We start from the raw sequence: 26770 nt of genomic DNA on the forward strand, positions 1-26770 counted from the left end.
ATGTTCAGCCGGTTCCAGACATTGATGTTGGCGATGGCGATGACGAGTGCCGCAAGGCTCCTGCCGTCATAATGCCGGGTCGCTTCGTCCCAGATATCATCCGGCACAGGGTCGGCGCGGTCGCTGACGCGGGTCACCGCCTCGGTCAGCGCAAGGGCTGCCCGCTCGGCATCGCTGAAATAGGGCGAGTCGCGCCAGGCGCCGATGGCGAAGAGCCGTTCGTCGGTTTCACCGAGCTTCTTTGCGATGCGCGGATGCCCGTCGACACAGACGCTGCAGCCGTTGATCTGGCTGGCGCGCAGGTTGACGAGTTCGAGCAGCTTGGGCGAAAGGCCGGTTTCGGCCGGCACCTTGCTGAGAGCCGCCAGCGCCTGCATGGCTGCGGGAAGGACGAGGGCGGGATTTCCCATTCTCTCCTGCATGATAAGTCTCCTCTATAGGTTTACTGTTTGACGATCCGCCGGCGCTGTCACATCGGCCGGGGTTCATTCGTCATGGCCTTGACGGGATGCAGCGGAGGAATGTGACAAATGGACGAGAAAAAATGGCTGACTGAAGAATTCGAGGCGAACAGAGCGCATCTGAGGGCCGCAGCCTATCGCATGCTCGGCTCGCGCAGCGAAGCGGAGGATGCCGTTCAGGAGGCCTGGCTGCGGCTCAGCCGCACCGATACGACAGGGGTCGGCAATCTTGGCGGCTGGCTGACGACGGTGGTGGCCCGCATCTGCCTCGACATGCTGCGCGCCCGCAAGACCCGGCGCGAGGAGCCGCTGGAGGCGCCTGTCCATGCCGGGATCGCCGATCCCGCGAACGATCCCGAGCGCGAAGCCGCATTTGCCGATTCGGTTGGGCTGGCGCTGCTCGTCGTGCTGCAGACGCTGGCGCCCGCCGAACGTGTCGCCTTCGTGCTGCACGACATGTTCGACCTGCCCTTCGACGAGATCGCGCCGATCATCGGCCGTTCGTCCGCCGCCACCCGCCAGCTCGCAAGCCGCGCCCGCCGGCGGGTGCAGGGGGTGGACGAAGCGCCTGATGTCGATTTCGGCCGCAAGCGGACGATCGCCGAGGCCTTTCTGACGGCGTCGCGCAATGGCGATCTGGAGGGATTGATCGCGGTGCTTGCCCCTGATGTCGTCTTCCGGCCGGATGCGACGGCCGCCCGCTTCGGCACCATTGGCGAAATGCGCGGCGCGGCTCACGTGGCCGAAGCCTTCAAGGGTCGGGCGCAGGCGGCAGAAATCGCCAACGTCGGCGGTGAGCTTGGATTCGTCGTGGAGATCCAGGGCCAGCTCCGCGTCGTCGTGGCGCTGACGATCGTCGATGGCAGGATCGCCTCGATCGACGCCATCGCCGATCCGGATCACTTGGAACGGCTTGACTATTCTATTCTTCGAGATTGAAAAGAAACGCGAATTCGCCCGCTCTTCGAAACTAGGCGCGCCTCGGATGGAGCGCGCCGCTCACGTTTCTTCAGCGATGACGACCGCGTCATTTTTCTTGACAGCGGCGTCCTCGGCTTTATTCTATTATAAAGACTTATATAACATAACTATGGAATTGTGGCGATCCAGATGCCCTTGTGCATCTTTCGCTACCCATTGCTCTTCCATAATGACCCGCAGACGGATGACCGAGGAGCGATCCCGGTCCGAGACTTCGAAAGGAATGCATGTCATGTCCGGCGACCAGGCGAAGAAGCCGCTTCTCCTCACCAATGTCAAACCGATGGCTTTCGGTTCTGGCCCATCAGAGGGGGCAACCGACATTCTCGTCAATGCCGACGGCAGGATCGCCGAGATCGGTCCGTCGCTTTCCGTCTCGCAGGATGTGACGCGCATCGACGGCAAGGGCGCCTTCATCTCGCCGGGCTGGGTCGATCTGCACGTGCATATCTGGCACGGTGGCACCGATATTTCCATCCGTCCGTCCGAATGCGGCGTCGAGCGCGGCGTCACCACGCTGGTCGATGCCGGCTCGGCCGGTGAGGCGAATTTCCATGGCTTCCGGGAATATATCATCGAGCCCTCGCGCGAGCGCATCAAGGCCTTCCTCAATCTCGGCTCGATCGGCCTCGTCGCCTGCAACCGCGTCGCGGAATTACGGGATATCCGCGATATCGATCTCGACCGCATTCTCGAGGTCTATGCAGAAAACAGTGAGCACATCGTCGGCATCAAGGTGCGCGCCAGCCATGTCATCACCGGATCCTGGGGCGTTACGCCGGTCAAGCTCGGCAAGAAGATCGCCAAGATCTTGAAAGTGCCGATGATGGTGCATGTCGGCGAGCCGCCGGCGCTCTATGACGAGGTGCTTGAGATTCTCGGCCCCGGCGACGTCGTCACGCATTGCTTCAACGGCAAGGCCGGGTCGAGCATCATGGAAGACGAGGATCTCTTCAATCTCGCCGAGCGCTGCGCCTCCGAGGGCATCCGCCTAGACATCGGCCATGGCGGCGCCTCCTTCTCCTTCAAGGTCGCCGAGGCGGCGATCGCGCGCGGGCTTCTGCCGTTCTCGATCTCGACCGATCTGCACGGCCATTCGATGAACTTTCCGGTCTGGGATCTGGCGACGACGATGTCGAAACTGCTCAGCGTCGGCATGCCTTTCGACAAGGTGGTGGAAGCCGTTACCCATGCGCCGGCATCGGTCATCAAGCTGTCGATGGAGAACCGGCTTTCGGTCGGCTCGCAAGCGGAATTCACCATTTTCGATCTGGTCGATTCCGATCTCGAGGCGACGGATTCCAACGGCGACGTTTCGGTCCTGAGCAAGCTGTTCGAACCGCGCTACGCGGTGATGGGCACCGATGCCTTCACCGCCAGCCGCTATGTGCCGCGGGCGCGCAAGCTGGTGCGCCACAGCCACGGCTATTCCTACAGGTAGGATCCGCTGAGGCGCTATCCTCAGCGGTTGCGCCAGCCCATCAGCTTTTCGATCCGTTCCGCTGAACTGCGCACATGGGCCGTATAGTGGTTCTCGTCGGAAAACGCCTTCTGTTCCGGCAGCACGATGGAAATGGTAGCGACGCACTGGCCGTCGCGATCGCAGATCGGCGAGGCGATGCAGGCAACCGCATAATCCGATTCCCCAGCCTGGATCGACAGCCGCGACTCGAAGGCCTTGCCGGCGGCTTCCGACAGCGTGCCCGGATCGATCTCGGCGCGGCCGGTCGGTGATGAGCGGGCGCAGCGCTTGAACAGTTCGATGCGCTCCTCCTCGGCCAGGTGGCCGACGAGCAGGCGGCCGGAGGCCGTCCAGTTCAGCGGCACCCTTGTGCCGACGCGGGACGCCACCTGAAAATGGCTCGGGCCGTCGGCCATGGCCAGCACCAGCATATAGTCGCCGTCACGGCCGCAGACCTGCACGGTTTCGCCGGCCTGCCGGCAGAGATCGTGCATTTCGTGGGTAGCGATGCTCATGAAATCCAGCGACCTGGCATAGGCAAGGCCGTAATGGTAAAGCCTCGCGCCGAGCCAGATCGAGCCGTCGGTCTGGCGCGTCAGCATGTTCTTCTCGACGAGGTCGTCGACGATGACGTAAACGGTCGACAGCGGCGCCTTCACCGCCTTGGCGATGGCATAGACGCCGGCGGGCGATCCGGTCTCGTAAAGATGATCGATCACCTGAAGCGCCCGGTCGATGCCGCTGACGCGCGCGCGTCGCGCGCCCTTGCCACCGGTCTCGCCGGCAACACCCTCATCTTCGGAGTAAACTGCGGATGATGTCTTTCCGTCCAATTCCACGCACCTCATAAAACTGCGATCATGTTACATTACTATGGCATAGCTGTCGTAGAGGCAAATCGCAACAGAAGATAACCCTACGGCATCGTGTCGACGGCTGCGATGGTGGATTGATCTGCCGGTGGCATCATAATAGCTGGTGCTTTGCTCCGACGATGGTGCAAGCCTTCGCCAGCCCCTTGTCCAGTGTGACGAGCGCGGCATCGCTGCCGAGCGCGACAGCGAGATGGAGTGCATCGCCAGCGCGAAGACCGATGTCGAATTGATCGGTCATGCGTGCCGCTTCGATGAAATGCGCTCGCGATATCGGCAGGATCTCGAACGTCGTCGAACATAATTCTCTGAACATCGCCAATGCCTTGCCGCGATCGGCCGGGTCGATCTGTCCGGCTCTTGCCTTGAGCGCGACGGCGCTCGAAAATTCGGTGATCGTCCAACCGCTGACCGCGATCTCTTCGGATCGAAGCGTCGCCAGCCATTGCTGCACGTCGTCCGTGCGGGTTTCGATCGTCCAGGCGGCGATGAGGACTGACGTGTCGATATAAAGCATCAGTAACGGTCGGTGTCGCGCATGTCGCGGATGAAGGTCGCGGAATCGACCGGCTTGGCCGGCGGCTTCATCGAGGCGGTCAATGCCTTCAGCCGCTCGACATCGATCGGTTTTTTGCGCGTCTTGACGGGCACGAGCTGCGCCACCGGCTTGCCATGCCGCAAAATCTCGACGGTTTCGCCGGCTTCGACGCGATTGAGCAATTCGCTGAGATGGGCCTTGGCTTCCGCTAAATTGACACTCGCCATGACGCCCTCTTGATGACCAATTTTCTAGTCATTTTAGTCCGAAAACTAGACTGCCGCAAGACCGCGGCACGACAACCGGCGGCAAGCCGATCCTCTAAAGCGCGTCGCGATCTTTCAGATTCACTCCTTGCGCTTTAGTCTTTGTTTTTACGCATGCCGTTGCCGCAAAACCGCTGCACACTTTTGCGCGACATGCTTTAAAGCGACAAGGGCCGCCGTCTGGTCGAGACGGCAGCCCTTGACGGGGGCAGGGAGAGATCCCCAAGCTGTTTAGGTGGCTTGTTCAGCCGAAGCAGGGCATTGCCGGCAGATTGGCGCGGCTTGCGAGCGCTCCGATTATATTGCCCACCGAAGTCGAGCGCGGTTCGCGTTTGCGGGCGGCTGTCTCCAGGAGTTGCTTGAAGTCTTCAAGCTTTACGCCGTCGGCGCGCAACACCATGGCGATCAGGGGGTCGCGAAGGGCTTCGGATATCGTCAGGTCATCTCTGGTCTTTGTCATGGTTGTCCTCCTTTCGTGGGCAGTCGCCCGTGTTCCACTTTCCGCTGCCATGCCCTCGGCATTGACTTTCGCGTTTCGTGGTGTTACCGGTAAGTAACAATGCATTTGTTACCGATCGGTCACATTGATGTCAAGGACTACGTCCGCAAAAAAATCAGAAACTTCGAATGAAATCTCCGCAGCCGTTCCAGAAGATCGCATCCCGCCGCGGGAGCGTATCGTCTCGACCGCCTCGGAGCTTTTCCGCGAGCGCGGCATTCGCGGCATCGGCGTCGATGCCATTGCCGACGCGGCTCTGACCAACAAGATGACGCTCTACCGGCATTTCGGCTCGAAGGACGAGCTCGTCTGCGAAACGCTTCGCCGCGCCTCCGAAAAGGCGGGTGCCATCTGGCGCGATCTGGAAACGGCCTATCCCGGCAATCCGCGCGCCCAGCTGGACGCCTGGGTGGAGCTGCGGGCGCAATGTCTGAACGGCGAGCCCGCCGGCTGCGATCTCGCCAATGCCGCCATCGAGCTGAAGGGCGAGGGCCATCCAGCCCACGAAATGATCGAGCGGCACAAGGCCGAACAGCGTGATCGCCTGGCCGGGCTCTGTTCGGCGGCCGGCGCGCGCGAACCCCAGCTTCTTGCCGATACATTGACGCTGCTGCTCGAGGGCGCACGCGTCAGCCGTCAGGCCATGGGCGCTGCCGGCTGCTGCGGTCATTTCGCCAAGGCGTGCCACGCGGCGATCGCTTCTTTCGCCTGAGCACCGCAAGTGTGTGGGAGGGGAACCTTACCGCTTCCATGCCGTTTTCACACTAACCCGAGGGCGATGTGGAGGCAGGGAGATGAACTACGTCTATCTCAAACGCCTATATGCCAAGCGCGCCGAGCTCGAAGCCAAGCTGGAGCTCCATGATGCGCGCTATTGTTTCGGCGAGGAAGAGGTCGATGACGGCACCGACAGCGATCTGCGTCAGCGGTTGAGCGAAATTTCCGAGGAAATTGCTACGCTGGAGAGCAGGCCGGGCCGATAACTATTTAATTTTCAACAGCATTCAGATTTTAAGCCGACCGGCATAAAGTCAGTCTGTGCTGGCGCTAAGGATTTCCATCGTCCGTTCGTCGAATTTTCCCTGATAGAAATGCTCGATCACCTGGTGGAAGGGCGAACCGTGATCGCTGATCGCGGCAAACAAGGTCATCGACGAGCGCAGCTTGAAGTCGTCGGGTGAGCCCAGGATTTCGTGCGCCGATCGGCCGTTCACGGATAGGATCGCCTCGACGCAACGCAGCAGCCGGCTTGAGAGAATGGGATCGGCGAGATAGGCGGCGGCTTCCTCCGCCGAGCGGATCGCATATTTTTCGGCCATCGCCGACGTGCCGAGACCGGCGATCTGCGGGAAGATGAACCACATCCAGTGGGACGTTTTGCGCCCGGCCTTCAGCTCCAAGAGCGCCCGCTCATAGATCCCGTTCTGGGCGTCGATGAAGCGGTGAAGCTTGTAGTCGATGTCGCCGGCCATGGTCCTTTTCCCTTTTCCTGCTGTCGATGCAGCCTGGGCAAAGGTTTCCACGCCCGGCAATATGTTTTGCTATCAGCAAACCCTCTCAGCGTAGGGGCTGCTGTCGCGGCAATGGCCGTAGGCCGGATGCTGCGGCACGTTATCGCCGGCCGGGGCGGCAATGGCCGATGTCGTCATCGGGTCCGTATTGCCGGAAGAATATGCGGCAAAACCCGCAAAGCTCAAGAGAACCAGCGCTCCGACCACGACAATGCGCTCGAAGGCCGAAAGTTTCTGGGCGCTGACATGATCTACATAATCGCGCTCGCCTAAACCGGCGGTTTCGTCCTCTTTTACATGGAGGGTCACCATATCCTGGCGACGGCTTAAAGTTTCACAATCTGTCATTTTAATTACTCCTGCAACACATGCGGCGCCGGTCTCTTAAGAGCAAACTCTCACCCTCGTGCCGAACCGCTTCCGCATGCGAGCAGCATGTGTGTCTTCGATCGTGGCAATTGAAGGGGCGATCTTCAAACGCAGTGTTCAAAAAATCGTACCAATAAATGCAAAATATCGTGAAGCTCTGGTTCATCGGAATGATCCGCGGTAGTCCAGAGAGGAACATCTTTCTTCTGGATAGTCCCATGAGCAAATCCTTCGGCGCGATGTCGGTCGTGCAGCTTTCCGTCCTCATTCAAGGTGGCGCGGCCGATCCGGTCGAGGTCGCCGAGGCAGTTTTCGATTCCATCGCGAATTATGCCGACAAGGCGGTCTTCACCACATTGCTCGAAAGCCGGGGGATGGAGGAGGCGCGCGCCTCTTCGCGACGTCTGCGGGAAGGGCGCTCGCTTGGATTGCTGGACGCCATTCCGATTGCCTGGAAGGATCTTTTCGACATCGAAGGCCTACCGACGACGGCGGGCTCCGTTGTTCTGGCAAAGGACATGCCGGCCAAGCAAGATGCGGCCGTCGTCGCTTTGCTCAGGCAGGCGGGCATGGTCGCCGTCGGACGCACCAATATGAGCGAGTTCGCCTTTTCCGGCCTCGGCATCAATCCGCATTACGGCACGCCGGTAAATCCGCACGGCACCGATCTCCGGCGCATTCCGGGCGGCTCATCCTCCGGCGCCGGTGTCGCTGTCGCGGCCGGACTGGTGCCGGTCGCCATGGGCACCGATACCGGCGGCTCGGTGCGCATTCCCGCCGCCTTCAACGGCATCGTCGGCTACAAGGCGACACGCGGCCGCCACGCGATGGCAGGGGTCTATCCGCTGGCAAAGAGCCTGGATTCGCTGGGACCGCTCTGCCGCAGCGTCAGGGACGCGGTCTGGATCGACGCGGCGATGCGCGGCCTGACGGCGCCCGATGTCGTTGGGCTTCCCCTGCAAGGGCTGGAACTCATCGTGCCTGAAAACATCGTCTTCGATGGCGCTGAAGCCGGCGTCGTCGCCGCGTTCGAGGCAGCTCTGGGACGTCTTCAAAAGGCCGGCGCCAAGGTTGCCCGCACCGTCATCCCCGCCTTCAACGAGATATTCGATCTGATGACGAGATATGGTCCGCTGGTGACGGCGGAGGCTTTCGCACTTCACCGCGAACGCTTGGCAGGACCGGACGCGGACAGCATGGATCACCGTGTCGTCATGCGCACCCGTCTCGGAAGCAAGACGACGCTGCCCGATTACCTGGCGATCCTCGAGGCGCGCAGCCGCCTGATCGCCGATGTCGAGCGCCTCGTCGGCGACCGGCTGCTCGCCTTTCCCACTGTCGCCCATGTCGCGCCGCCGATCGGGCCGTTGGAGCAGGATGACGAGCTGTTCTTCGCGACGAACAACAAGACGTTGCGCAACACCGCGCTCGGCAATTTCCTCGACTGGTGCGGCGTTTCCATTCCCTGCGGTACGGGCGACGCTGGCATGCCTGTTGGACTGCTGCTTTCGGCCACCGCCCATCGCGATGAAGCGCTGCTGGGGATTGCCCTTGCGGCCGAGGCGGTCATCCGCGACGATTTTGCCTGAATTGGCAATTGAACCGCCGGGATTTAGTTGCCATTGATGGCATGAGGAGATCCGGGAGGAAAGCAAGTGCAGGTTTTGCAAAACGGACGTTTCGCGGTTTCGACATGGTCGCTGCATCGGCTGCTCGGCGCCGTTCATGCCTATAGTCCCGATCCCGACAAAAGCGCTGCTGCGAAAGAACCCTATGGCCCGGGTGCCGCGGCCCTGATCGATGTGCCGGCGGCGCTCTCGGCGCGCGGCGTCAACCGGCTGGAGATCTGTTCCTTCCATCTGCAAAGCCTCGACGCCACCTATATAAGCGAATTGCGCGACGCGATGGCGACCTCGAATGTGCTGTTCCAGACGCTGCTGGTCGAGGACGGCGATCCGAGCCATCCGGAGACGGCTGAACGCGACGTAAAATGGATGGCGGAGTGGATCGACATCGCGGCAACCCTTGGGGCTGAGAGGATGCGCGTCATTGCCGGCAAGCAGAAGCCGACGGAGGAAAACCTTGCCCGCGCCGCCCGCCATCTGAATTGGCTGGCCGGAAAGGCGGAAGGCAGCGGCGTGCGTGTCGTCGTCGAGAACTGGTTCGACCTGCTACCATCGCCAGTCGAAATGAACTGGCTGCTGGACCGGCTGGACGGCAAGGTCGGCCTCAATGGCGACCTCGGCAACTGGGCGGCGCCAGCCAAATATGAAGGCCTTGCCGACATCATGGGCCGGGCGGAAATCTGCCATGCCAAGGCCGACTATGGCACTGCCGGCCTCGATGCCGAGGATTACCGCACCTGCCTGGAGATGTGCGAGAGAGCCGGTTACGACGGTCCCTTCACGCTGATCTACGACTCGCCCTTCTTCCCTGATGAATGGGACGGCATCCTTCTGCAGAAGGCGTTCATCGAGGATTTTCTGCGCGAGGCGCCGGCGCGCAGAACGGCTTAAATCAGAAGCGCTTCTTGCTCATTCCTAGAGCATGATGCCGAAAAGTGTGAGCGGTTTTCGGACGACATCATGCTCTCACTATATAATGTAGAACAGGATTTAGATTTTAGGCCGACCCGGCCTAAAATCATCCTGTTCTAGCGCGGGAACCTCTGGTTTTCCTCCAGCACGTTCAGATCCATGTGGTTGCGCATATAGCGCTCCGAAGCTTTCTGCAGCGGCTGATAATCCCATGGATAATAGGCCCCATTGCGCAGCGCCGCATAGACCACCCAGCGGCGCGCCTGGCTTTCGCGCACGGCTTCGTCGAAATCGGAAAGGTTCCAGCGTCGGCCGGCCTGTTCGACAAGCCTTGCCAAGATCTCGGCATGCGCCGGGTCGGCCGCCAGATTGTCGAGCTCCTGCGGATCGACCTCGAGATTAAACAGCATCGGCGGGTCCTTCTCGCAGAGCGAGAGTTTGTATCGTCCGTCTCGGATACAGACGAGCGGCGCCTCGGAACCCTCTGCGGCATATTCCAACGGCACAGGGCCGCGGCTGCCGGCGCCTTCGGCAAGCGCTGCGAGATCCTCGCCCTCGGTCCATGGCTTCAATGAGGCGATATCGATCCCGGCAAGACCGGCGAGCGTCGGTGTCACGTCGAGTGTGGAGACAGGCTGGTCGATCCGTCTGGGCGTCCAGCCGGGTGCCGCGATCATCAGCGGAACGCGGGCCGATCCTTCGAAGAAGTTCATCTTGAACCAGAGGCCGCGATCGCCGAGCATGTCGCCATGGTCGGAGGCAAAGAGGATGATCGTGTTTTCAGCCATGCGGCTCCGTTCCAGGACGCCGAGAATGTCGCCGATCTTCTCGTCGACATAGGAGATATTGGCGAAATAGCCCCGCCTTGCCCGCCTGATCTGCTCATCGCTGATGTCGAAAGCGTCGTGATCGCAGGCTTTCATCAGACGCTGCGAGTGCGGGTCCTGCTGCTCGAAGGCAATCGGCGCAACCGTCGGGTCAAGTGCCGGGCAGTCCTCATAGAGGTCCCAGAATTTGCGGCGCGCGACATAGGGGTCGTGCGGATGGGTGAAGCTGACGGTCAGGCACCAGGGGCGCTCGTCATGGCCACGCGAGAGATCGAACAGCTTGCGGGCGGCGTGGTAGGCGACCTCGTCGTCATACTCCATCTGGTTGGTGATCTCGGCAACGCCGGCGCCGGTGACCGAGCCCAGATTGTGATACCACCAGTCTATGCGCTCGCCGGGCTTGCCATAATCGGGCGTCCAGCCGAAGTCGGCCGGGTAGATATCCGTCGTCAGGCGTTCCTCGAAGCCATGCAACTGGTCGGGGCCGACGAAATGCATCTTGCCGGAAAGTGCGGTCTGGTATCCGGCAGCGCGCAGATGATGCGCATAGGTCGGAATGTCAGAGGCAAATTCCGCCGCATTGTCATAGACGCGGGTTCGGCTCGGCAATTGTCCGGACATGAAGGAGGCTCGCGCCGGTGCGCAGAGCGGGCTTGCCGTATAGGCGTTGGTGAAACGTACGGAGCGCTCCGCCAATGATTTCAGATGCGGCGCACGCAGGAAATCGGCAGGGCCATCGGGAAAGAACGTTCCATTCAACTGATCGACCATCAGGATGAGGATATTCGGACGCGCCATGTGAAATTGTCTCCTGTGGTCTCAAAGGCCGGGACGGTCTTCCTGGAAGGGGACGTCCCTTGCTATTTGCAGATCTTATCAAAACCGCTATCATCATGCTTGTAAAGGCAGCTTTTTTTGATATTTGCCAAAAGGAATTTTTATGTCAGACCGCCTGCCTGAGCTGGGATGGATGCGCATCTTCGCGGAGGTCGCAAGGCTCGGCAGCTTTTCGGCTGCGGCGGCAGTTCTCGGCCTTACGCAGCCTGCCGTCAGTTATCAGATCCGGCGGCTGGAAGAGCAGTTCGGCGTCGCCCTGCTGCGCCGCCAGCACCGCGGCGTCGAGTTGACCGCGGAGGGCGAACGGCTTTTCCAGGTCACGGCCAAGTCGGTTGGTGACATCGATGCCCTGGCGCGCAGTTTCCGCACCGAGGCTCAAAGGCCGGTCGTCAGACTGAGAACCGACTATGCTTTTTCAGCGCTTTGGCTGATCCCGCGCATGCACGGCTTTCGCCTGCTTCACCCGGAAACGGATATACAGATCGTCGCGACCCAGAGGCTTGAGCCCGGCTTTGGTGACGACGCAGATGTGGTGGTGGTTTTCGGCACAAAGGCGGAATTCGGCACTATCGGATCGCTGCTGCTGCAGGAAAAGGTCGTGCCCGTCTGCACGCGAGGCTTTCTCGATCGCAACGGCCCGTTCGACGATCCGCAGCAGCTTGCCAAGGCGATCCTGATCCATCTCGACTCACCGACGCCATCGCCCTGGTTCGACTGGCGAAGTTATTTTGCCGAATTCTCCGTTACTCGCGACCTCCATGCCGGCCGCGGTGATGTCAGTTTCAACACTTACTCGCTGGTCGTCCAGGCCGCTCTCAGCGAGCAAGGCGTGGCGATCGGCTGGATGGGGCTGGTCGATACGCTTCTCTCCACACATATGCTGGTGGAAGCCGGGCCGCCGCTCGAGGCACCCGACCGCGGTTACTGGCTGATACCGCCGCGATCGGCAAATGTTGATAGCGAAAGGCTCAGCACCTGGCTGGTGGATGAAGTCGGCAGGACATGACATCCAGACCGAGGCCGGCGCGTCATTGCATCCGGAATATGTTCGCGCTCAGGAGAGAAGCCTTGTCATGACCGACGCCGATCGACATTGTGGCATCGATTCATAGGGAAGGGCCAAAGCATGTCGCGAACCGTCGGATACGTCGTTGGACTGCTCATGATCCTCCTGGGGCTGATTTGGATCGCCCAGGGAAGCGGTTATTTTCCCTATCCCGCGTCCAGTTTCATGATCAACCAAAGCATCTGGGTTCTCTGGGGAAGCATCATGGCTGCGGCGGGGATTGCCGTGACGGTTATTATTTCACGGCTGCGCCGGAGGGGATGAGGTGGCAATCCGTGCACGGCTTTGAGGGAATTCGACATTCAAGAGTTCCCCGAGGTGAAATATCTGGCCGCTGGCGGCCTGTCGAATTGAGGAGAATGGCATGAGCGCAGCTGAAATCGACGGCTTTGCGGACCGGATCAGGCACCACCGGGGCGGCATGATCTCCGCCTGGATCGGCATTCCCGACGCCACGCTTGCCAATCATCTGGCGCAGGAGGCCTTCGACACCGTCGTGCTGGATATGCAGCACGGCATGTGGGACATGCCCTCGGCAGCCAATGCCGTCGCCCAGGTGCGCCTTGCCGGCAAGCCGGCGCTGGCGCGCATACCGGTCGGCGATTTCGCCTCCGCCTCGCGCCTGCTCGATGCCGGCGCCTCCGGCATCATCGCGCCAATGATCAATTCGGCCGAAGACGCTCAAGCCTTCGTCAAGACCACCAAATACCCGCCCCTCGGCGAACGCAGCTGGGGACCGTCGCTGGCGCTCAACCATACAGGGCTGTCGGCCGATGATTATCTGAAGAACGCCAACGCGCTGACCGTCGCCATCGCCATGATCGAGACCCGGGCGGCACTCGAGGCGATCGACGACATCCTCGGCGTTGCCGGCATCGATGGCATTTTTATCGGTCCTTCCGACCTTTCGATCGCACTCTCGAACGGCGACCAGGTGGCGCCGAACGCCGCCGAGATCGACGGCGCCATGCAGCATGCGGTTTCGCGCTGCCGCGCCCATGGCAAATTCGCCTGCGCCTTCGCCGGTGACGGCGAACGGGCCGGCGAACTGCTGAAATTCGGCTTCGATCTGGTCATTGCCGGGGCCGAGACAGCGCAGCTGCGCTCCGGCGCCCGCCGCGCCATCAACGCCGCCCGCAGGATCGCTTCTGCTTGAGCGTCATTTCACCGGCTTGACGGCCAGCCAGATGACGTGGCGGGCGCCGCCGCGTTTGCCGTTGGCGCGCGTGCTGACTGCATCGACGGCAAAACCGCTGCCCTTAAGACGTCGCGTGAAATCGGGGTCCGGACCGGACGACCAGATGGCGAGCACGCCGCCGGGGCGCAGCGCGTCGCTGGCGGCGCGAAGGCCGGCGAAATCGTAGAGCCGGTCGTTGGATTTGCGGGTCAGGCCATCAGGGCCGTTGTCGACATCGAGCAGAATGGCGTCATAGGCAGCCTTGCCGGCGCGGATCGCTTCGCCGACATCGCCCTGATGGATGCCGACGCGCGGATCGTCGAGGCAGCCCTTGAAGACCTCGGCCATCGGCCCGCGGGCCCAGGTGATGACCGCAGGCACCAGTTCGGCGACGGTGACGCCGGCATCTTCGGGAAGGACGGCGAGAGCGGCGCGCAGGGTAAAACCCATGCCGAGCCCGCCGATCAAAATCCTTGGCTTCGGGTGCGACTTGATCCGATCCCAGGAAAGGGTCGCCAGCGCTTCTTCCGAGCCGCTGAGACGGCTGTTCATCAGCTCGTTGGCGCCAAGCATGATCGAAAATTCGCTGCCGCGCTGCTTCAGCCGCAATTCGCCGTTTTCACCGGGAATGGTCGCGGAATCGAGCTGGATCCAGGGCAGCATGACGGTTTCGCCTCATATGAAAGAGACCGTCCCCTAGCATAGGGCGCTAGATGAGGCCAGCAAGCCGGCCTCAGATCATCCGCATGAAATGATCCGGCTCGAATTCGACGATGTCGTCCTGCGGCACTGCCGAACGGCGGCGGATGTCCTCCACCTCGTCGGGCCTCAGCCGCGCCTTCGGGTCCTCGAACCGGACCTCGGGATCGGGCACGGCCGAGAGCAGCAGCCGGGTGTAGGGATGCAGAGGATTGTCGATCACCTTGGCGACGCTGCCCCATTCGACGATCTGGCCGGCATACATCACGGCGATGTCCTCGGCGACATAACGGGCGGTGGCGATATCATGGGTGATGTAAAGCAGGCCTAGATTCATCTCCTGCTTCATCTCGTTCAGCAGGTTCAGCACGCCGAGGCGCACCGAGACGTCGAGCATCGAGGTCGGCTCGTCGGCGACGATGACCTCCGGCTTGACGGCCAAGGCGCGAGCAATGTTGACGCGTTGGCGCTGGCCGCCGGAGAGCTCGTGCGGATATTTAGGCGCGACGAGATCGGGATCGAGCCTGACGCGCTGCAGCAATTCGCGGATCGCGGCGTCGATCTCGGCCCCCTTGATCTCCGGGCGGTGCAGTTTCAGTGGCCGCCGGAGATGATGGGCGATGGTGTGGGCCGGGTTGAGGGAAGCGAAGGGGTCCTGGAAGATCATCTGCACCGAACGGCGGTAGCGGGCGATCTCGGCGGATTTCGCCGCCTCGACAGGCCGGCCCTTGTAGAGAATCCGGCCGGATGTCGGCAGATATTCGCGCATCGCCATGCGGGCGCAGGTGGTTTTGCCGCTGCCGGATTCGCCGACAAGCGCCAGCGCCCGGCCGGCATGCAGCGAAAACGAGATGGCGCGCGCCGCATGCACCGCCCCGGAGCCATGGCCGAAAGTCTTGGTCACCTGGTCGAGTGCGAGAATGGCGTCTGTCATAACAGCACTCCTCCATGCAGCGAGGGGAAGGAGGCCCAGAGCTTCTTCGTGTAGTCGTGCTTTGGCGTCCTGTAGATCGCCTCGGCGGTGTTCTGCTCCACCAACTGGCCGGCGAGCATGATGCCGATGCGGTCACAAAACTGCACCATCAGCCCGAGATCATGGGTGATGAACAGCACGGAAAAGCCGAAGCTGCGGCGCAATTCGTTGATGCGCTGCAGGATTTCGCGCTGGACGACGACGTCGAGCGCCGTCGTCGGCTCGTCCATGACGACGAGCTTCGGATCGAGCGCCATGCAGATGGCGATGACGATGCGCTGGCGCATGCCGCCGGAAAACTGGTGCGGATAGTCGCGCATGCGATCCGGCGCGATGTCGACGAGCGTCAGCATCTCGGCGGTGCGCTCGCGGGCTGCAACACGGCTCATGCCCTTGTGAGCGCGCAGCATGTCGTAGAATTGCGTCTCGATGCGCAGCACCGGGTTCAGCGAATTCATGGCGCTCTGGAAAACCATGGCAACCTCGCGCCAGCGGAAGGCGCTGAGTGCCTGTTTGTCGAGGCCGAGCACGTCGCGACCGTCGAGCAGGATGCGGCTCTCCTTGCGGATTAGCGCCGGCGGCTTGTGCAGGCGGTTGATGGCAAAAGCGATGGTGCTCTTGCCGCAGCCGGATTCGCCGGCAAGGCCGAAGACCTCGCCGGGCGCGACATCGAAGCTGACATCGTCGACGGCGCGGAAATCCTTCTCCTCGCCGATATAGTCGATGGTGAGGTTCCTCACCGAGAGCAGCGGCTGCGTCACAGGCGGCCCTCCCCGGAGCGGACGAGCAGGGACCAGCGCTTCAGATGATTGCCGGTGCGCAGCCGCGGATTGGCGATCTCGTCGACGGCGAAGTTCAGCAATGACATGCCAATGCCGAGGAAGGCGAGTGCGAAGCAGGGGGTGAGAATATCCCACCAGGCGCCGACCGAAAGGGCCGAGGCTTTCTGCGCATTGTAGAGCATGGTGCCCCAGGAGATCGCTCTCGGGTCGCCGAGGCCGAGGAATTCGAGCGTCGCCTCGGTGATGATCGCGAAGATGACGCTGCCGATGAAATTGATGCCGACGATTGAAATCACGTTGGGAAAGATCTCGAATGTCATGATGCGCCATTGCGGCTCCCCCATCATCTCGGCCGATTTGACGAAATCCTTCTGCTTGACGGAGAGCGTTTCGGCACGAGTGACGCGCGCGCCCCAGGCCCAGGAGGTGGCGCCGAGGATGAGGGCGATGACGAGGGGGCTTGCCTGGCCGATGAAGGCGGCGAGCACGAGCAGCAGCGGCAGGTTCGGAACGACCAGCACCATGTTGGTGAAGAAGCTGATGATCTCGTCGGTCTTGCCGCCGCGATAGCCGGAGATGATGCCGAGTGCGGTGCCGACGAGTGTGATCAGCAGGCCGGCGCCGAAGCCGACGGCAAGCGAAGTACGGGCGCCGTAGATCAGCCGGGCAAAGACATCCTGGCCGATGCGGGTGGTGCCGAGGATATGGTCGAGTGATGGCGCTTGATGCGGCCGCCCGGTGCGGGCGGCGGGATCGTACTGCGTCAGCAACGGCGCTGCGATCGCGACGAGGACGATGAAGGCGATGATGACCAGGCCGATCAGCGCCTTACGGTTTCGAAGCAGGGTCTTCATCTCACGCTCCCTTCAGCCGCGGGTCGAGCAGCACATAGCTGACGTCGACGATAAAATTGGCGATCAGCATGGTCGCGGTCATGATGAGGAGCTGGCCCTGGATGACGGGGTAATCGCGGGCGAGGATCGCCTGGTAGAGAATGTTGCCGAGGCCGGGATAGTTATAGACGACCTCCGTCACCAGCGAACCGCCGAGGATGGTGCCGATGGCGATGGCAAGGCTGGAGACGGTCGGCAACAGGGCGTTGCGCGCTGCGTACCAGAGCATCACATGCCGGTCGGAAAGGCCCTTGGCGCGGGCCATGACGATATAGTCCTCGCCGAGCAGGTTGATCATGTTGTTGCGCATGGTGACGGTGAAGCCGCCGATCAGCACGGTGCAGAGCGTCACCATCGGCAGGATGCCGTGATAGGCGAGGCTGCCGATGTATTGCAGGCTGAAGGCCGGATCGAGCGATGGGTCGGCGGCATAACCGTTCGGAAACCAGCCGAGCGTGAAGCCGAAGATGAAGAGCACGATCAGCGAGGTGACGACGGCCGGCACCGAGGTGGCGAAGATCGCGCCGACGGAGACGATGACATCGAACTTGCTGCCGCGGCGCCAGGCGGCGACGATGCCGAGGAAGGTGCCGAGCGCAAAGCTCACGATCGTCGCCGTGCCCATCAGGCCGACGGTCCAGACGAGGGCATGGCCGAGCACCGAGGTGACCGGCAGCGGAAAATATTTGATCGAGCGGCCGAGATCGCCGGTGAAGATGCTACCGAGATAAGTGAGATACTGCTGCCAGAGCGGACCGTCGACGAAGCCGAAGGTGAGCTTGAGCGCCTGCAGGCTTTCCGGCGGCAATTCGGTGCCGGCACTCGAAAACATGATCTGCACGGGATCGCCCGGCATCAGACGAGGCAGGAAGAAATTGATTGTCGCTGCCGCGATGAAGGCTGCCATGTAGAAGACGAGGCGGCGAAGCAGGAAAGCCATGGGGACTCCGTCATGACAGGAGCGGCGCTTTACGCCGCTCCCGAGGATTGCGATGCTTACTTGACCGGCTCGAGAGCCAGGAGGTTCAGCAGGCGTGCCGGGTTGGTCCGCGAGATCGACGGATTGACGAAGGGGTTTTCCTTGGTCGACCAGCCGGTGAAGCGCTTGGTGTTGTACTGATACCAGTTCGGATTGTTGAACACCGGAATGACAGGCATGTTTTCAGCGACGATGCGCTGCGCCTTGTTCATCGCGTCCTTCTGCTTGGCAAGATCGGCGGTATGGGTGAACTCGGTGACGAGTTTTTCGACCTCCGGGTTGAACCAGCGCTGCGCGGTGAAGCGGGTCTTGCCCTTGTCCGAAGCGCTGAAGGCGCGCTTGTAGGGGTAATAGGGCGAAGCCGATGCCGGCAGGCTGTTGATCGCCGCATCGAAGGAGCCGTTGATGAGATTGCCGGTCCAGACGGCTTCCTCCGGCGTTTCGATCTTGGCGTCGATGCCGACCGCCTGCATGCCTTCGACGGCGAGGTTGACGGTGTCGATCCAGTCTGTCCAGGCGCTCGGGACGATGATCGAGAAGGAGATCTTGCTGCCGTCCGGATTGTCGCGGAAGCCGTCGCCATCCTTGTCCTTGTAGCCCGCTTCGTCGAGCAGGGCCTTGGCGGCATCGGCGTCATAGGTTGCGAACTTGCCGAAGTCGGCCTTGACGGACGGGTCCGCCCAGCTCTTGTAAAGTTCGCCCATCAGGCCGGGATCTTCGTTCAGCGTCGGATAGCCGTAGCCGGCGACGTCGATCATCGTCTTGCGGTCGAGCGCCATCGAGACAGCACGGCGGAATTTCAGGTCGTTGAAGGCCTTCTTGTTATTCTCGTTTGCGGTTTCCAGGTTAAACAGGAAGGCGACCATGCTGCTCGGCGAATACCAATAGTGAAAATGCGCCGGATCCTTGGAAACATAGACATTGTCGATATCGGGAATGAAGGAGACGCCCCAGTCGAGCGTGCCGTCGGCCGTTGCGGTCAGCATCTGGTTGTTGTCGGCAAGCTGCGGGAAGCGCATGCAATCGACCTTCAGGTGCGCGTTGTCCCAGTAGTTCGGGTTGCGGCACTGGTCGTAGGTCTGGCCGGTGAAGCGCGGCACCTCCGTCAGCGGGCCGCTGCCAACAGGGGTCTCGTTGGCGAAGGTGACGGGATCGGCGACATCCTTCCAGACATGTTCCGGAACGATCGGCAACTGCGAGATCTGCTCGGCGGCGAGCGAGCTCGGATTGGCGAGCGTGAAGCGCACCGTCTGGCCGTCAACGGCCTGCACGTCGGTGATGAAGGTCCAGATGCTGACGAAATCGAGCGCCGGAAACTTCTTCAGGTAATCATAGGTGAACTTGACGTCGGCTGCGGTCAGCGGCTTGCCGTCCGACCATTTCAGGTTCGGGCGCAGCTTGAAATCGATGCTCTTCAGGTCGTCGGAGAGTTTGAAGCTTTCGGCCAGGCGATAGACCGGCTTGTTGCTGTCGAAGCGGTTGAAGACGACCAGCGGCTCGTAGATGAAGTCGAGTGTCGACTGGCGCGACGAGGTCTGGTTGAACGGGTTGAAGTTGCGAACCCAAGTCGTCGCCGGTTCGATATTCACTGTGAGGACCGTCTGCGCCACGGCGGATCCCGAAAAAAGCGTTATTGCTGCGGCTGCAAGAAGATATTTTTTCATGGTTTATTCCCCTTTTCTTATGCGGTGAGAGATGAGGTGCCGGTCAGGAGACCAGCGCGCTTGCAAACATGTCTTCGACTTCAGCATGGGCGGCGCGGACATCGATCTTGAGATTGCCGAGGCGGGCCTTGCCGGCGGCGATCCGCTGCAGGGCGGCCTCAGTCAGCGGGCGGGCAGCCTTGGCGGCGGCTTCGCTTTCCGGGATGTCGCCGTGGCTGTGGAGCGCGATGTCGAAGCCTGCGTCGAGCACCTGCTTGACGCGCTCCGGCAGGGTGCCGGAGAGCGATTCCATGAAGATGCAGTCTGATATCAGTACGCCGTCATAACCCATGTCCTTGCGGATCACGTCGTGCATGATCGGCGAGACCGACGCCGGCAGCTCGGCGTCATAGGCCGAGTAGACGACATGGGCGACCATGGCCCAAGGCGTATCCTTCAGCGCGACGAAGGGTTTGAAATCGGTGGCTGTGAGCGTCTCGCGGCTGGCATTGACGACCGGACGCTCCTTGTGGGAGTCGAGCGTCGCGCGGCCATGGCCGGGAATATGTTTGATGACGGGCATGTTGCCGGTCTCGAGAAGGCCATCGACCACCTCGCGGCCGAGGGCAGCGATGAAATCGGGATCAGGGCCGAAGGAGCGGGCGCCGATGACCGCGCTCGTCGTCTCGAAGACGAGGTCGAGAACGGGCGAGCAGCCGCTCGAAAGGCCGAGTTCCGTCATCATCGCACCCATGGCCTGGGAGGAAAGGCGCAGTGCTTTTTTGCCGAGATCGAAATCGCGGCGTGCAAGTTCGGCAAACTGGCCGAAGCTGCGGAAGAGCGGCCAGGGGCCGGCATCGAGATGCTGCACGCGGCCGCCTTCCTGGTCGGTGAAGACAGGCGCGTCGTCGCGGCCGACGGCTTCGCGGAAGCGCTCGATCAGGCGCCTCGTCTGCTCCGGCTCGCGCTGATTGCGCCGGCCGACGAACAGGCCGAGCGGATTGGTTTCGCGAAAGAGGGCGAATTCATCATCCGAAATAGTGGGATTCGGAAGGCCGACGAAAAGGGCGAGCGGGGTCGAGGACAATTCTGTAACTCCGGGATCAGATGGTCATTTCGGCGCGCTTCGCAGCATGCCTTCGTAGATGCCCTTATCGGGGGCGGGGATGATGGTTGCGCCTGCGGTCCTGGCGTAGAAATCGACTGGCCCGGCATCGCCGATGAAGGCATAGGCGTGGCCGAGCGTCTTCATGGTCTGAAGGCAGGCGGAAAAGAGAGCGAGCCCAATGCCCTTGCCGCGTGCGTCGGGGTCGACGCCGGTCGGGCCGAAGAAGCCGCGCGCCGTCGTGTCATAGCAGGCAAAGCCCAGGAGCTTGCCGCCTTCAACGGCAATCAGGCAGGCAACCGGCTGGCGGGAGAAGGCGACTGTGACTTCGCTCGCCCAGTTCTCGCTGAACCGTTGGCGAACCCAGCCGACGATAAGATGCAGTTCCGGGGGGAGGGCCGCACGGATGGAGACGCCGACGTCGTCGGCTTTGCGTTTCAGGTCGGCGAGCTCAGTGGAATATAGGCTCACAAGCAGGTCTGGCACCCGTCACTCCTCCAGTTATTCCGTTATTACGGAACATATCCCCTTTTAGTGTCATAGACTTGGCCATCTGACCGGGCTTGTCAACAAGGTTTTTCAAACGGCCAAAGGCGCGAGCCGCCGCTGTCCCCAGGGTTTCAACGCAAAGTAGGTGCCGAACGCAAAAACGGCCCGGAAAGGCCGGGCTGTTTCGATTGGCGGAATATTGGTTGAGCGAGCGCCTATTCGCCCTCTTTCCAAAGCGCATGAAAATGCTGCACCGGGCCGTGGCCGGAGCCGACGGTGAGGTGTCCGGCTGCCGCGACCGCGCCGGCGAGGTAGTCCTTCGCGATAGCGACCGCCTCTTGCGCCGAGGCGCCCTTGGCGAGCTCGGCCGCCAGCGCGCTGGAGAGCGTGCAGCCGGTGCCATGGGTGTTCTTGGTCGGCACACGCCTGGCTTCGAACCAGTGAAGGCCGGCGGCCGTGGCAAGCACGTCAGGGCTCTGGTCGCTGTCGAGATGGCCGCCCTTGACCAGCACCGCGGCCGGGCCAAGCGCGAGCAGGCGCTCGGCCTGTTCCGCCATCTCAGCACGGTTTGTCGCCACCGGCTGGTGCAGCAGGGCTGCGGCTTCGGGCAGGTTCGGGGTCAGAAGCGTGGCCAGCGGCAGCAGCCGGCGGGTCAGCACGTCGACCGCTTCGGGCGCGAGCAGGGCGGCACCACCCTTGGCGATCATGACAGGGTCGATGACGATCGGAATGTCGCGGTGGTCAGTCAGCGCGCCGGCAACAGCGTCGGCGATGCCGGCATTGGCGATCATGCCGATCTTGACGGCATCGACGCGCACATCGGCAAAGACGGCATTGATCTGGTCGGCGACGAATTGCGGCGGCACCAGGTGCACGCCGCTGACACCTTGCGTGTTCTGCGCCGTCAGAGCGGTCAGCACCGCCATGCCGTAGACGCCGCGGGCGGAAAAGGCCTTGAGATCGGCCTGGATGCCGGCGCCGCCGGAGGGATCGGAGCCGGCGATCGAGAGAACGTTGCGGATCATGCGCGGGCCTTTCGAATTTCTGCAGCGATGCGGTGTGTGGCCGCTTCGGGATCGGGCGTGCCGCAGATTGCGGAGACGACGGCAAGCCCCCGGGCGCCCGCGGCAAACACTTGGGCGACATGATCCGCCTTGAGCCCGCCGATCGCGACAGATGGCACCGGTGAGGCCTTTACCAGCCTTGCAAGGCCGTCAAAGCCGATCGGCTGCTTGTGATCGGTCTTGGTCGGCGTCGCAAATACCGGTCCGACGCCGGTATAGTCGACAAAGCCAGGATCGACGGCGTTAGCAAGCGGCTCGCTCTCGACCGATAGGCCGAGGATCATCTCGGGGCCGATCATCGCCCGCGCTTTGCGCGCATCCATGTCCTGCTGGCCGATATGCAGGCCGTCGGCGCCGATGGCGACTGCCGCCTCGACGTCGTCGTTGACGATGAGGAGGGCGCCGGTCCCATCCAGCGCCTGTTTCAAGGCGCGGCCGGTCTCGATCATCCTGATGGTGCCGGCATGTTTGTCGCGCAACTGTACAATGGTCGCGCCGCCGGCAACGGCAAGGCGCGCGGTTTCGACCATGCCGATCCCGGCGCAGAGATCGGGGTCGAGGACGAGATAGAGCGAAAGATCGAAAGCCTTCATGCGGCTGATATCCTTGCCCTGGCGTCAAGCGTTTCGGCGTCGAGCGCGGACAGCGCATCGAGGAAGCGCCAGGAGAAGGACCCAGGCCCGGCCGCCCCAAGGGCGGCCTCCTCGCCGGCGATGGCGAAGGTTGAAAGTGCCGCGACCGTCGCGCCGAAGATATCCTCGGGTGCCGTCGCGGCAAAGGCGCCGACGAGGCAGGTGAGCGAGCAGCCGAGCGCGGTGACTTGAGGCATCAGAGCGGATCCGCCTTCGATGCGCACGGCCCGCTCGCCGTCGGTGACGAAATCCACGGCGCCGGTAACGGCAACCACCGCCCGCTGACGCTCAGCGAGCCATCGCGCCGAACCTTCCGCCTGCTCGACCGGATCGCGGCTGTCGACCCCCTGACCGCGGCTCTCCCCGCCGGCAAGCGCGATGATTTCGGAAGCGTTGCCGCGGATGATCGTGGGCTTGAGGGCCAGCAGTTCGGCGACCGCGTTGCGGCGGAAAGCCGTCGCATAGTGGGCGACCGGATCGAGCACCCAGGGCTTGCCGGCTGATGTCGCCGCCTTCGCAGCCGCCTGCATGCCGTCGATCCATTGCGTCGACAGCGTGCCGATATTAACGGTCACAGCACTGGCGATCGCGGCGAATTCGCCGGCTTCTTCCGCGGCATGCACCATGGCGGGCGAGGCACCAGCGGCGAGCAGAACATTTGCGGCGATATTCATGGCGACGTAATTGGTGATGCACTGAACGAGCGGCGGCTTCTCGCGCATCGCCTTCAGCATCGCTCCTGGTGTGGTTTTGGTCTGCATGTGGCCCCTTTCAGGCGGGGGCGGGCACGGGGCGGTTCGTGCGGGCGATGCCGCGACCCCGAGCGACTCCCTCCGCCGGCATTATCCGGTTCAGGTTCGAAGGGTGCTTCTCAGCCCGTCTGTCGACGAACGCCCCTGTCTCTCATCGCGCTCTTTTTCGCAGAGAACGGGACTGATGTCATCCTGAAAATGACAATTCCACGACTGACAGCGCCGCGCGTTTTTTTACGAAAGGCGATCAGCTGACGATCTTTGCCAACAGCCGTCCGACATCCTCGTTGTCGACATTGTTATGGGCATCCGACGCCGCCGTCTTGATGATGTACGTGTCCGCCAGGAAGGTGTTGACCTTGCCGGCCTGCGGCGCGAACACGGCATCCGTATCGTCCTCGACAGCCTGTCCCGCCTTCAGGTGTTGCGGACCGTTCGCCCCCATCGCCCCGAACTCGTCGTTGGCATCGCCGATGCTCTTGGCGATATCGCGCGACAGGCGCGACGCCAGCGCATAGGCGAGCGTGCAGGCGAGATCGTTGTGGGTGTGGGTGATGCAGATCGGGCCGGTCGGTTTGCCCACGACGTCGGGGAAGGCGCCGGCAAGGCCCGGCTTGATCTCTTTAGCGAAGCCATTGTGCGAGAAGGCGCCCTGCAGCAAAGTGAGCGAGAAGAATTCCAGCTTCGGGATCGGTGCGAGCCCGTTTGCCGCCGCCGCGACCAGCCGGGCGCCAAAACTGTGGCCGACGAGATGCAGGCGGATCGGCTGTTGCAGCACGAGCTTCGATAGCACGCTTTTCGTCAAAGCCTCGCCGACGATGCCGGCGCGTTTCTTCATTTCGTAATAGGTCAGCTGGTTCAAAAACCGCGCCACCGCCGCTCTCGGCCCGGAGATCAGGCCCGAGACGACGTCGCCGAGCCCTTGAGCCTTGCCGACGGAGCTTTCGAGGTTAAATGTCGGCGCCGCGATGAGAGCTTCCATCAGCATTTTGGCGCTGGTGGCATCGTCCGTGGCGAGCGCAATCGGCGCTGAATCCGCCTTGAGTTCGGAATCCGTTCCCGGAGAACCGAGTGCTTCGTTGCCGTTCTTGACGAGGAAAAACGATGTCGTTTCATCGAGCGTCTTCGCTGCAGCCCGCGCCGTTTGGGCCGTTGCGGCGCCATCCTGCCCGAAGAGATCCTTGAAATCCTTCAGCACGTTTTTGAAGGCTTCATCGTCAAGATCCTCAGGGTCCGCCGCCGTCCCGTCTGCCGCCAGCGTTCCGCCGCCGCCTGGCGTCACCAGTGTCTGTTCGTCGAAATCGGTGCGATAGGCCTTGGCGGGCCAGACGACGCCGGCGACGACGGTGTGGCTCGCCTTGTCGGGCGCAAGCTTCTTGCGGGCGTTCGCCCACAGCGTTCCGTAGAGCTTGCGGGCATCGTCCTTGGTATTCTTCCAGCCATGCGACATGACCACCAGATCGGTCGTTCCGGGCTGGTTGAGCAACGCCGCGAGACTTGTCGCCGTCGCGGGATCGATCGCGCCAGTCTTGTCGAATTCGAGCCATAGGAATGGCGAGGGTCCAAGCGTGTCCATATGTCCTCCTTACACAGCCTGTAGCGTTCGCATCAGATCGAGCAGGCCGGCGCCCTGAAACTCCGGCCGCCGCTTGAGATCGGTCGCGGCGCCGATGAAGATCTCTTTGACGCGTTCCGGCTGGCCGAGAAATTCACGCCGAACCGAGAGGAACGCGGCGATCGCGCCGGAGACATGCGGCGTCGCCATGCTCGTTCCGGTATCCTCCCGGAACGGCACTTCGCCTGACTTCGCACCGTTGTAGAGCGCGCATGAGATGATGCGCTCGCCGGGTGCGACGAGATCTGGCTTCATGCGCCCATCCGCGGTCGGTCCCTTGGAGGAAAAATAGGAGACGCCGTAGGTATGCGGCATATCGCGATGCGTCGAGCCGACAGTGATGGCGAGCGCTGCGTTGCCGGGATCCATGATCGTGCCGCTATGGGAGGCGCGCTCCGGCGCGCCTGAGAATTGCGTCACCGTACCGTAGCCGGCATTGCCGGCCGCGACCACGACGCAGACGCCCGAACGCACCAGCCTGTCGACCTCGACGCAGAGCGGGCTTTGCCCTGCCGCGAACCAGACCGGATCGAACGGATAGCCAAGGCTGAGATTGATGCCGTGGATCTTGATGTTGCGCCCGTAGTCGTTCGAGCGCTGGACATAGCCGATCGCAGCCAGCAGATTGCTGAGCTTGCCCTGCTTCTCATTGGCCAGCACTTTCAGGCTCAACAGCTTGCAGTGCGGTGCCATGCCGGTGATGACGCCGTCATGAGTATCCTTGACGGTTGATTTGGTCCCATTTTCGTTGCGCACCTCCGATTTCACGCAGATCTTCTTGACCGCGTCCGTTTTCGGTTCGTCCAGCACGGATGTGCGGCCGGCTATGATGCCGGCAACATGGGTTCCATGGCCGGCACTATCGATCAGCGCCGCAGCCGACGCCACGGTCGGGTCCGGATTGTCGGCCGTGAAATCCCGATGAAAGAGGCCGTCCGGCAGATCGAGCGTTCTCAGTGTTTTGAAATGCGGATGTGTCCCGTCAATGCCGGTATCGGCCACTGCCCAGACAACGCCTTTTCCGCTGGCTGCGAAGGATGCATGCGCCGCATCGCATTTGATTGTCCTGACGGATTCGTAGACGCAGCGTTTGATCTCGTGATCGCACCAGATCTTGTAGACGAGTGGTGTCTTCTTATTCTTGCTGCCGCTTTTGGTTTCACCCTTATTCTTGTCGTCATCCTTTTGGGGCATTGTCCAGCTCGAAAGCCGGTCAATGGCTTCCCGGGTCAGGGTCGCGAAGGCGTAGCTGTCGGTCCAGAGGGATTTGGCGGCGATCCTGCTGCCATTCGAAAACATCTGCGAGAGGTCCAGTTTGCTGTCCTCCGAGACCGCAGGCATGCCGAGCGGCGGGGACATGCCGAAACGCCACAGGTTGTTGCTCTCGTCAGTCGCCCCAATTCTGTTGAGGTACAACAGGAATGCTTCGAACAAGAGTTGCCGCGCCGCCGTGCCGCCGCCCGGAAAGTCGCGGTTGAATTCTATGATGACATCGAAGTGCTTCGCCTTGCCAATCCCCTTGGGGGGATCCGTCTTGCCCTTCATGAACGACGAGAGATCGCCCCCGATCCGCGTCTTGACGAGGTTTTCTTGAATATTGCCCTCGGATTTTCTCCGGGGCCGTGCTGGCTGCGGCCCTCTCGCCATGCGGTTCTCCTCCCATTTTGGAGAATAGCAGTGACAACCATAGGTGCAATATATTTCTGAAATGCAGCTCTATATTTACTAAATGTCCGAATGA

Annotated in this window: 30 protein-coding genes and 1 riboswitch; of the genes, 9 read left to right on the forward strand and 21 right to left on the reverse strand. The window is 62.0% G+C overall.

Annotated features, from left to right (window positions below):
* A partial coding sequence (locus tag HX899_RS18550; protein ID WP_181293047.1) for a carboxymuconolactone decarboxylase family protein occupies positions 1 to 422 on the reverse strand: 422 nt, incomplete at its 3' end.
* A gap of 108 nt (positions 423 to 530) precedes the next feature.
* Here HX899_RS18550 and HX899_RS18555 point away from each other — a divergent pair.
* Together HX899_RS18555 and HX899_RS18560 are read left to right on the forward strand one after the other, a co-directional pair.
* The gene (locus tag HX899_RS18555) at positions 531 to 1400 is read left to right on the forward strand and encodes a sigma-70 family RNA polymerase sigma factor (RefSeq protein ID WP_181293048.1); all 870 of its coding nucleotides are present in this window, start codon (positions 531 to 533) and stop codon (positions 1398 to 1400) included.
* 274 nt (positions 1401 to 1674) lie between these two features.
* Positions 1675 to 2883: an amidohydrolase/deacetylase family metallohydrolase gene (locus HX899_RS18560; RefSeq protein WP_138389670.1), complete on the forward strand. Its 1209-nt coding sequence runs from the start codon at positions 1675 to 1677 to the stop codon at positions 2881 to 2883.
* A 20-nt stretch (positions 2884 to 2903) separates the two neighbouring features.
* On the opposite strand, the gene HX899_RS18565 is transcribed toward HX899_RS18560, so the two are convergent.
* The 4 genes from HX899_RS18565 to HX899_RS18580 form a co-directional block, all read right to left on the reverse strand.
* Positions 2904 to 3752 (reverse strand): IclR family transcriptional regulator, encoded by an 849-nt coding sequence (locus tag HX899_RS18565; RefSeq protein WP_131139660.1) that lies wholly within the window; start codon positions 3750 to 3752, stop codon positions 2904 to 2906.
* A gap of 118 nt (positions 3753 to 3870) precedes the next feature.
* Positions 3871 to 4293 carry a type II toxin-antitoxin system VapC family toxin gene (locus HX899_RS18570; RefSeq protein ID WP_180195340.1) on the reverse strand — a complete coding sequence of 141 codons (423 nt, stop codon included), beginning with the start codon at positions 4291 to 4293 and terminating at the stop codon, positions 3871 to 3873.
* Positions 4293 to 4541 carry a type II toxin-antitoxin system Phd/YefM family antitoxin gene (locus tag HX899_RS18575; RefSeq protein ID WP_138389668.1) on the reverse strand — a complete coding sequence of 83 codons (249 nt, stop codon included), beginning with the start codon at positions 4539 to 4541 and terminating at the stop codon, positions 4293 to 4295. Before HX899_RS18575 ends, HX899_RS18570 begins: the two co-directional genes overlap by 1 nt.
* Positions 4542 to 4824: 283 nt before the next feature.
* Complete coding sequence (locus HX899_RS18580; RefSeq protein WP_138389667.1) at positions 4825 to 5040, reverse strand: hypothetical protein; 216 nt, start codon at positions 5038 to 5040, stop codon at positions 4825 to 4827.
* Between the two features lie 127 nt (positions 5041 to 5167).
* Here HX899_RS18580 and HX899_RS18585 point away from each other — a divergent pair, with 127 nt between their 5' ends.
* Together HX899_RS18585 and HX899_RS18590 are read left to right on the forward strand one after the other, a co-directional pair.
* Positions 5168 to 5791 carry a TetR/AcrR family transcriptional regulator gene (locus HX899_RS18585; protein WP_181293049.1) on the forward strand — a complete coding sequence of 208 codons (624 nt, stop codon included), beginning with the start codon at positions 5168 to 5170 and terminating at the stop codon, positions 5789 to 5791.
* Positions 5792 to 5873: 82 nt separating this feature from the next.
* A complete protein-coding gene (locus HX899_RS18590) occupies positions 5874 to 6062 on the forward strand; it encodes a hypothetical protein (protein WP_003547852.1) in 189 nt (62 codons plus the stop codon).
* A gap of 48 nt (positions 6063 to 6110) precedes the next feature.
* On the opposite strand, the gene HX899_RS18595 is transcribed toward HX899_RS18590, so the two are convergent.
* Both HX899_RS18595 and HX899_RS18600 read right to left on the reverse strand, forming a co-directional pair.
* Positions 6111 to 6551, reverse strand: a complete 441-nt coding sequence (locus HX899_RS18595) for a DUF1810 domain-containing protein (RefSeq protein ID WP_138331370.1) — start codon at positions 6549 to 6551, stop codon at positions 6111 to 6113.
* A gap of 72 nt (positions 6552 to 6623) precedes the next feature.
* The gene (locus HX899_RS18600; protein ID WP_027665604.1) at positions 6624 to 6902 is read right to left on the reverse strand and encodes a hypothetical protein; all 279 of its coding nucleotides are present in this window, start codon (positions 6900 to 6902) and stop codon (positions 6624 to 6626) included.
* A 275-nt stretch (positions 6903 to 7177) separates the two neighbouring features.
* On the opposite strand from HX899_RS18600, the gene HX899_RS18605 reads away from it, so the two are divergent.
* Positions 7178 to 8548 (forward strand): amidase, encoded by a 1371-nt coding sequence (locus HX899_RS18605; RefSeq protein ID WP_181293050.1) that lies wholly within the window; start codon positions 7178 to 7180, stop codon positions 8546 to 8548.
* Between the two features lie 66 nt (positions 8549 to 8614).
* Entirely contained in the window at positions 8615 to 9475 is an 861-nt protein-coding gene (locus HX899_RS18610) for a sugar phosphate isomerase/epimerase (protein WP_138389664.1), read from the forward strand.
* Positions 9476 to 9612: 137 nt separating this feature from the next.
* On the opposite strand, the gene betC is transcribed toward HX899_RS18610, so the two are convergent.
* Positions 9613 to 11121: a choline-sulfatase gene (betC, locus tag HX899_RS18615; protein ID WP_181293051.1), complete on the reverse strand. Its 1509-nt coding sequence runs from the start codon at positions 11119 to 11121 to the stop codon at positions 9613 to 9615.
* A 142-nt stretch (positions 11122 to 11263) separates the two neighbouring features.
* Between betC and HX899_RS18620 the strand changes: the two genes are divergently transcribed.
* The 3 genes from HX899_RS18620 (at position 11264) to HX899_RS18630 (ending at position 13382) form a co-directional block, all read left to right on the forward strand.
* Positions 11264 to 12166 (forward strand): choline sulfate utilization transcriptional regulator, encoded by a 903-nt coding sequence (locus HX899_RS18620; RefSeq protein ID WP_180195343.1) that lies wholly within the window; start codon positions 11264 to 11266, stop codon positions 12164 to 12166.
* Positions 12167 to 12286: 120 nt separating this feature from the next.
* Entirely contained in the window at positions 12287 to 12490 is a 204-nt protein-coding gene (locus tag HX899_RS18625) for a hypothetical protein (RefSeq protein WP_138331375.1), read from the forward strand.
* A 100-nt stretch (positions 12491 to 12590) separates the two neighbouring features.
* Positions 12591 to 13382 (forward strand): HpcH/HpaI aldolase/citrate lyase family protein, encoded by a 792-nt coding sequence (locus tag HX899_RS18630; RefSeq protein WP_181293052.1) that lies wholly within the window; start codon positions 12591 to 12593, stop codon positions 13380 to 13382.
* Positions 13383 to 13385: 3 nt separating this feature from the next.
* On the opposite strand, the gene HX899_RS18635 is transcribed toward HX899_RS18630, so the two are convergent.
* The 13 genes from HX899_RS18635 to HX899_RS18695 all read right to left on the reverse strand — a co-directional run bounded on the left by HX899_RS18635 (position 13386) and on the right by HX899_RS18695 (position 26676).
* Positions 13386 to 14066: a spermidine synthase gene (locus HX899_RS18635; RefSeq protein WP_181293053.1), complete on the reverse strand. Its 681-nt coding sequence runs from the start codon at positions 14064 to 14066 to the stop codon at positions 13386 to 13388.
* A 70-nt stretch (positions 14067 to 14136) separates the two neighbouring features.
* Positions 14137 to 15036, reverse strand: a complete 900-nt coding sequence (locus HX899_RS18640; protein WP_138331378.1) for an ABC transporter ATP-binding protein — start codon at positions 15034 to 15036, stop codon at positions 14137 to 14139.
* Complete coding sequence (locus HX899_RS18645; RefSeq protein ID WP_181293054.1) at positions 15033 to 15836, reverse strand: ABC transporter ATP-binding protein; 804 nt, start codon at positions 15834 to 15836, stop codon at positions 15033 to 15035. The genes HX899_RS18640 and HX899_RS18645 overlap by 4 nt, the downstream gene beginning before the upstream one ends.
* Positions 15833 to 16711 carry an ABC transporter permease gene (locus tag HX899_RS18650; protein ID WP_018495205.1) on the reverse strand — a complete coding sequence of 293 codons (879 nt, stop codon included), beginning with the start codon at positions 16709 to 16711 and terminating at the stop codon, positions 15833 to 15835. Before HX899_RS18650 ends, HX899_RS18645 begins: the two co-directional genes overlap by 4 nt.
* Position 16712: 1 nt before the next feature.
* Entirely contained in the window at positions 16713 to 17690 is a 978-nt protein-coding gene (locus HX899_RS18655; protein WP_130704444.1) for an ABC transporter permease, read from the reverse strand.
* A gap of 56 nt (positions 17691 to 17746) precedes the next feature.
* Complete coding sequence (locus tag HX899_RS18660) at positions 17747 to 19393, reverse strand: ABC transporter substrate-binding protein (RefSeq protein ID WP_181293055.1); 1647 nt, start codon at positions 19391 to 19393, stop codon at positions 17747 to 17749.
* Positions 19394 to 19436: 43 nt separating this feature from the next.
* Positions 19437 to 20459: a glycoside hydrolase family 3 N-terminal domain-containing protein gene (locus HX899_RS18665; RefSeq protein WP_138331382.1), complete on the reverse strand. Its 1023-nt coding sequence runs from the start codon at positions 20457 to 20459 to the stop codon at positions 19437 to 19439.
* Between the two features lie 24 nt (positions 20460 to 20483).
* The gene (locus HX899_RS18670) at positions 20484 to 20963 is read right to left on the reverse strand and encodes a GNAT family N-acetyltransferase (protein WP_138331383.1); all 480 of its coding nucleotides are present in this window, start codon (positions 20961 to 20963) and stop codon (positions 20484 to 20486) included.
* A gap of 218 nt (positions 20964 to 21181) precedes the next feature.
* On the reverse strand, positions 21182 to 21991 hold the full coding sequence (thiD, locus tag HX899_RS18675; protein ID WP_138331384.1) for a bifunctional hydroxymethylpyrimidine kinase/phosphomethylpyrimidine kinase: 810 nt from the start codon (positions 21989 to 21991) through the stop codon (positions 21182 to 21184).
* Positions 21988 to 22623 carry a thiamine phosphate synthase gene (gene thiE, locus HX899_RS18680; protein ID WP_138331385.1) on the reverse strand — a complete coding sequence of 212 codons (636 nt, stop codon included), beginning with the start codon at positions 22621 to 22623 and terminating at the stop codon, positions 21988 to 21990. The genes thiD and thiE overlap by 4 nt, the downstream gene beginning before the upstream one ends.
* The gene (gene thiM / locus HX899_RS18685) at positions 22620 to 23423 is read right to left on the reverse strand and encodes a hydroxyethylthiazole kinase (protein WP_138331386.1); all 804 of its coding nucleotides are present in this window, start codon (positions 23421 to 23423) and stop codon (positions 22620 to 22622) included. The genes thiE and thiM overlap by 4 nt, the downstream gene beginning before the upstream one ends.
* Before the next feature lie 50 nt (positions 23424 to 23473).
* Positions 23474 to 23570: riboswitch (TPP riboswitch) on the reverse strand.
* A gap of 91 nt (positions 23571 to 23661) precedes the next feature.
* Positions 23662 to 24990: a hypothetical protein gene (locus tag HX899_RS18690; RefSeq protein WP_171598020.1), complete on the reverse strand. Its 1329-nt coding sequence runs from the start codon at positions 24988 to 24990 to the stop codon at positions 23662 to 23664.
* 9 nt (positions 24991 to 24999) lie between these two features.
* Entirely contained in the window at positions 25000 to 26676 is a 1677-nt protein-coding gene (locus tag HX899_RS18695) for a S8 family peptidase (RefSeq protein ID WP_138331388.1), read from the reverse strand.
* Positions 26677 to 26770 lie beyond the last annotated feature (94 nt).

It is taken from the genome of Rhizobium sp. WYCCWR 11146 (assembly GCF_013591995.1).
GTDB lineage: Bacteria > Pseudomonadota > Alphaproteobacteria > Rhizobiales > Rhizobiaceae > Rhizobium > Rhizobium indicum.

Excerpts from the sequence above, each read along its gene's own strand:
- HX899_RS18555 (WP_181293048.1), top strand. The coding sequence starts at position 531 with ATGGACGAGAAAAAATGGCTGACTGAAGAATTCGAGGCGAACAGAGCG.
- HX899_RS18560 (WP_138389670.1), top strand. The coding sequence starts at position 1,675 with ATGTCCGGCGACCAGGCGAAGAAGCCGCTTCTCCTCACCAATGTCAAA.
- HX899_RS18565 (WP_131139660.1), bottom strand. The coding sequence starts at position 3,752 with ATGAGGTGCGTGGAATTGGACGGAAAGACATCATCCGCAGTTTACTCC.
- HX899_RS18570 (WP_180195340.1), bottom strand. The coding sequence starts at position 4,293 with ATGCTTTATATCGACACGTCAGTCCTCATCGCCGCCTGGACGATCGAA.
- HX899_RS18575 (WP_138389668.1), bottom strand. The coding sequence starts at position 4,541 with ATGGCGAGTGTCAATTTAGCGGAAGCCAAGGCCCATCTCAGCGAATTG.
- HX899_RS18580 (WP_138389667.1), bottom strand. The coding sequence starts at position 5,040 with ATGACAAAGACCAGAGATGACCTGACGATATCCGAAGCCCTTCGCGAC.
- HX899_RS18585 (WP_181293049.1), top strand. The coding sequence starts at position 5,168 with ATGTCAAGGACTACGTCCGCAAAAAAATCAGAAACTTCGAATGAAATC.
- HX899_RS18590 (WP_003547852.1), top strand. The coding sequence starts at position 5,874 with ATGAACTACGTCTATCTCAAACGCCTATATGCCAAGCGCGCCGAGCTC.
- HX899_RS18595 (WP_138331370.1), bottom strand. The coding sequence starts at position 6,551 with ATGGCCGGCGACATCGACTACAAGCTTCACCGCTTCATCGACGCCCAG.
- HX899_RS18600 (WP_027665604.1), bottom strand. The coding sequence starts at position 6,902 with ATGGTGACCCTCCATGTAAAAGAGGACGAAACCGCCGGTTTAGGCGAG.
- HX899_RS18605 (WP_181293050.1), top strand. The coding sequence starts at position 7,178 with ATGAGCAAATCCTTCGGCGCGATGTCGGTCGTGCAGCTTTCCGTCCTC.
- betC (WP_181293051.1), bottom strand. The coding sequence starts at position 11,121 with ATGGCGCGTCCGAATATCCTCATCCTGATGGTCGATCAGTTGAATGGA.
- HX899_RS18620 (WP_180195343.1), top strand. The coding sequence starts at position 11,264 with ATGTCAGACCGCCTGCCTGAGCTGGGATGGATGCGCATCTTCGCGGAG.
- HX899_RS18625 (WP_138331375.1), top strand. The coding sequence starts at position 12,287 with ATGTCGCGAACCGTCGGATACGTCGTTGGACTGCTCATGATCCTCCTG.
- HX899_RS18630 (WP_181293052.1), top strand. The coding sequence starts at position 12,591 with ATGAGCGCAGCTGAAATCGACGGCTTTGCGGACCGGATCAGGCACCAC.
- HX899_RS18635 (WP_181293053.1), bottom strand. The coding sequence starts at position 14,066 with ATGCTGCCCTGGATCCAGCTCGATTCCGCGACCATTCCCGGTGAAAAC.
- HX899_RS18640 (WP_138331378.1), bottom strand. The coding sequence starts at position 15,036 with ATGACAGACGCCATTCTCGCACTCGACCAGGTGACCAAGACTTTCGGC.
- HX899_RS18650 (WP_018495205.1), bottom strand. The coding sequence starts at position 16,711 with ATGAAGACCCTGCTTCGAAACCGTAAGGCGCTGATCGGCCTGGTCATC.
- HX899_RS18655 (WP_130704444.1), bottom strand. The coding sequence starts at position 17,690 with ATGGCTTTCCTGCTTCGCCGCCTCGTCTTCTACATGGCAGCCTTCATC.
- HX899_RS18660 (WP_181293055.1), bottom strand. The coding sequence starts at position 19,393 with ATGAAAAAATATCTTCTTGCAGCCGCAGCAATAACGCTTTTTTCGGGA.
- thiD (WP_138331384.1), bottom strand. The coding sequence starts at position 21,991 with ATGATCCGCAACGTTCTCTCGATCGCCGGCTCCGATCCCTCCGGCGGC.
- thiE (WP_138331385.1), bottom strand. The coding sequence starts at position 22,623 with ATGAAGGCTTTCGATCTTTCGCTCTATCTCGTCCTCGACCCCGATCTC.
- thiM (WP_138331386.1), bottom strand. The coding sequence starts at position 23,423 with ATGCAGACCAAAACCACACCAGGAGCGATGCTGAAGGCGATGCGCGAG.
- HX899_RS18690 (WP_171598020.1), bottom strand. The coding sequence starts at position 24,990 with ATGGACACGCTTGGACCCTCGCCATTCCTATGGCTCGAATTCGACAAG.
- HX899_RS18695 (WP_138331388.1), bottom strand. The coding sequence starts at position 26,676 with ATGGCGAGAGGGCCGCAGCCAGCACGGCCCCGGAGAAAATCCGAGGGC.